The organism is Mesorhizobium sp. M7D.F.Ca.US.004.03.1.1, assembly GCF_003998635.1.
Lineage (GTDB): Bacteria > Pseudomonadota > Alphaproteobacteria > Rhizobiales > Rhizobiaceae > Mesorhizobium > Mesorhizobium loti.
The window spans coordinates 1-3,857 of sequence record NZ_RZQG01000584.1 but is presented as its reverse complement, the minus strand read 5'-3'; the positions used below and the strand labels follow the sequence as shown (position 1 = coordinate 3,857).

Genomic DNA, 3,857 nt, shown 5'->3' with positions numbered 1-3,857 from the left:
AGACCAACACCTTGGCGCATCGCGTCGCTCATCTGATCGTCAAAGGGGCCGATCCGCGCCGCATCCTGCTGATGACTTTTTCGCGCCGCGCCGCGGCCGAAATGGCCAGGCGCGTCGAGCGCATCGCCGGCGAAGTACTCGGCCGCGATGCCGCGGTGATCACCGATGCGCTGACCTGGGCCGGCACCTTTCACGGCATCGGCGCGCGGCTGTTGCGCGACTATGCGCTGGAGATCGGCCTCGACCCTGCCTTCACCATCCATGACCGCGAGGATTCCGCCGACCTGATGAATCTGGTCCGCCACGAGCTCGGCTTCTCGAAGACGGAGGCGCGTTTCCCCACCAAGGGCACCTGCCTTGCCATCTATTCGCGTGCCGTCAACGCCCAGGCGCCGCTTAACGAGGTGTTGGGGTCTGCCTTTCCCTGGTGCGCCGGTTGGGCGGAGCAGCTGAAGCAATTGTTCGCCGGTTATGTCGAGGCCAAGCAGGCGCAGAACGTGCTCGATTACGACGATTTGCTGCTCTACTGGGCGCAGATGGCGGCCGAGCCTGAAATAGCGATGCATCTCGGCGGGCGCTTCGACCATGTGCTGGTCGATGAATACCAGGACACCAACCGTTTGCAGGCCTCGATCCTCATGGCGCTGAAACCCGACGGCGCCGGGCTGACGGTGGTGGGAGACGATGCACAGTCGATCTATTCGTTCCGTGCCGCCGAAGTACGCAACATCCTCGACTTTCCAAACCAGTTTGCGCAAGCCGCCGATGTGGTGATGCTGGAGCGCAATTACCGCTCGACCGAAACCATTCTTGCCGCCGCCAATGCCGTGATCGGCGAGGCCTCGGAGCGCTTCACCAAGAACCTGTGGTCGGAGCGCAAATCCAGCGACAGACCGAGGCTGGTGACCGTGCGCGACGAGGTCGAGCAAGCCAATTTCGTCTGCGACACCATCCTCGCCGAGCGCGAGGCCGGCACGGCGTTGAAATCCCAGGCGGTGCTGTTTCGCGCCTCGCATCATAGCGGGCCGCTGGAGATCGAGCTGACACGGCGCAACATTCCCTTCGTCAAGTTCGGCGGCCTGAAGTTCCTCGATGCCGCCCATGTCAAGGATGTTCTGGCGGTGCTGCGCTTTGCCGAAAACCCGCGCGACCGGGTCGCCGGCTTCCGCGTGCTGCAGCTGATGCCGGGCATCGGCCCTTCGGCCGCGGCGCAGATCGTCGAGACGATGACGACGGCGCTCGACGAGGCCATGGGGCTGGCCGGCTGGCGCCCGCCGCAACGCGCGGCGGATGACTGGCCGGGCTTCGTCTCGCTCTATTCCGGCCTGCGGGCCGGCGCCAAATGGCCTGCCGACCTCGAACGGATCAGGCTGTGGTACGAGCCGCATCTGGAGCGCATCCACGAGGATGCAACGACGCGCCGGGCCGACCTGTTGCAGCTCGAGCAGATCGGCTCGGGCTATGCCTCGCGCGAACGGTTCCTCACCGAACTGACGCTCGACCCGCCGGACGCCACCAGCGATCAGGCCGGGCCGCCGCATCGTGACGAGGACTATCTGATCCTGTCGACCATCCATTCGGCCAAGGGCCAGGAATGGAAGAATGTCTTCGTGCTCAACACGGTCGACGGCTGCATCCCGGCCGATCTCGGCGTCGGCACCAGGGAGGACATCGAGGAGGAGCGCCGGCTGCTCTACGTGGCGATGACGCGGGCCAAGGACAATCTCAACCTGGTCATGCCGCAGCGCTTCTTTCCGCACGGCCAAGCGGCGCGCGGCGACCGCCATCTCTATGCCTCGCGCACCCGCTTCATCCCGGCTTCGATCCTGGCTGCGTTCCAGCAGGTATCATGGCCGAGCGCGCAAGCGGCACAGGGCAGGGCGGCCCGGCCAGAGGTGCGCGTCGACATCGGCGCGCGCATGCGCGGCATGTGGAAATAGCCGCGGGGATAGCGCCATGTCGCAACCACCGGTCAGGGTCGCCATCGCGGGTGCGCTAGGCCGCATGGGCCGCCAGATGGCCGACGCTGTGCAGGACGATGCGCGGCTGGCGCTCGCCGCCCGCTTCCACCGGCCGGGCATCGTCGGCGAAGGTCTGGTGAGCCGCGACGAGGCGCTTGCCATGGCCGAAATCGTGATTGATTTCACCACGCCGGCTGCCTCGGCCGACTTGGCCAGGGTTTGCGCTGGGCGCGGCGGGCCAGCCCTGGTCATAGGCTCGACGGGCTTCGATGCGGCGGAATTGGCTGATATTGCCGATGCCGCGAAGACCATCGCGATCGTCCGCTCAGGCAGCTTTTCGCTTGGCCTCAACATGCTGGTCGGGCTGGTCGAGCGGGCGGCGAAAGCGCTCGATCCCGACGACTGGGATGTCGAGATTGTCGAGGCGCATCATCGCCACAAGATCGATGCGCCATCAGGGACGGCGCTGATGCTGGGGCAAGCCGCAGCCGGCGGGCGCGGCATCGAGCTGGAGACGGTCGCAAGGCGTGTACGCGACGGCGTCATCGGCGCGCGTCCGGCCGGCGAAATCGGCTTTGCGGTGATGCGTGGCGGCAGCATCATCGGCGAGCACAGCGTCCGCTTCTGCGCCGAGGGCGAGCTTGTTGCCTTGTCGCATGCGGCCGGCGACCGCATCATGTTCGCCCGCGGCGCCATCCCCGCCGCACTCTGGGTGGCGGGACGCCCGCCCGGCGAATACGACATGCGCGACGTGCTGGGGCTGAACAATTGAAACAGGGGGATGGCTTGTGTGTTCGCGGCATGACCGCCTCGCAGCGGCCGGCTAATACCCACAGCTTACTAATCTGTATGGTTTGATTTTCAGCTTTTCCTTGAAAGCTGGATGAAAGGTTGGTGCCCTTAGTGTTCATGGGCGCCCCATATTTGTCGCGGAAAGCGATGGGAGAGAGAGGGGCGCGGAAACGAACAAAGGGAAGAGGCCATGTCGCTCGCGCGAACTCTGCTTGATTCAGCCGCCACAACCGCACTCGTCGCCACCATGGCCTTGTCGGCGCCGTCCGCGCGCGCCGACGAAAAAGTTTCCATCATGGTCGGCGGCTATGAGAAACAGATCTATCTGCCCGCCAAGCTGACCGAAGCGCTCGGTTACTTCAAGGACGAGGGTCTCGACGTCGAGTTGCTGAATGAACCGGCCGGCGTCGATGCCGAAAACGAGATGCTGGCCGGTGCCGTGCAAGGCGTTGTCGGTTTCTACGACCACTGCATCGATCTGCAGGCAAAGGGCAAATTCGTCGAATCCATCGTCCAGTTCAGCCAGGCGCCAGGCGAGGTCGAGCTTGTTTCAACGAAACACCCCGAGATCAAATCACCTGCCGACTTCAAGGGCATGAGCCTGGGCGTGACCGGTCTGGGCTCATCGACGAATTTTCTTACGGAATATCTCGCCGTCAAGAATGGTCTGAAGCTCGGCGACTTCACCTCGGTTCCGGTTGGCGCAGGCACCACCTTCATCGCCGCCATGCAGCAGGACAAGATCCAGGCAGGCATGACGACCGAGCCGACGATCACCCGACTGCTCAAGACCGGCGAAGCGTCGGTTCTCATCGATATGCGCACAATGGAAGGCACTAAGGCTGCGCTGGGCGGCACTTACCCGGCCGCATCGCTCTATATGCAGACCGACTGGGTCGAAGCGCACAAGGACATCGTGCAGAAGCTGGCCAACGCCTTCGTCAAGACGCAGAAATTCATCAACACGCATAGCGGCGCCGAGATCGCCGACAAGATGCCGCAAGACTATTATGTCGGCGACAAGGAAGGCTACGTGAAGGCCCTCGATGCCGGCAAGGCAATGTTCACCCCCGACGGGATCATGCCCGAAGGCGGCCCGGAGAC

At 64.2% G+C, this 3,857-nt stretch carries 3 protein-coding genes; all 3 read left to right on the top strand.

Features of this window, described 5'->3' with window-relative positions; all coding sequences use genetic code 11:
* A partial coding sequence (locus tag EN935_RS25850) for an ATP-dependent helicase (protein WP_164771338.1) occupies positions 1 to 1,940 on the top strand: 1,940 nt, incomplete at its 5' end.
* Positions 1,941 to 1,956: 16 nt separating this feature from the next.
* Positions 1,957 to 2,733, top strand: coding sequence for a 4-hydroxy-tetrahydrodipicolinate reductase (gene dapB, locus EN935_RS25845; protein ID WP_127373745.1), 777 nt, complete (start codon positions 1,957 to 1,959; stop codon positions 2,731 to 2,733).
* A gap of 210 nt (positions 2,734 to 2,943) precedes the next feature.
* A partial coding sequence (locus tag EN935_RS25840; RefSeq protein ID WP_127373744.1) for an ABC transporter substrate-binding protein occupies positions 2,944 to 3,857 on the top strand: 914 nt, incomplete at its 3' end.

Coding starts and splice junctions, on each gene's coding strand:
- dapB (WP_127373745.1), top strand. CDS start 1,957: ATGTCGCAACCACCGGTCAGGGTCGCCATCGCGGGTGCGCTAGGCCGC.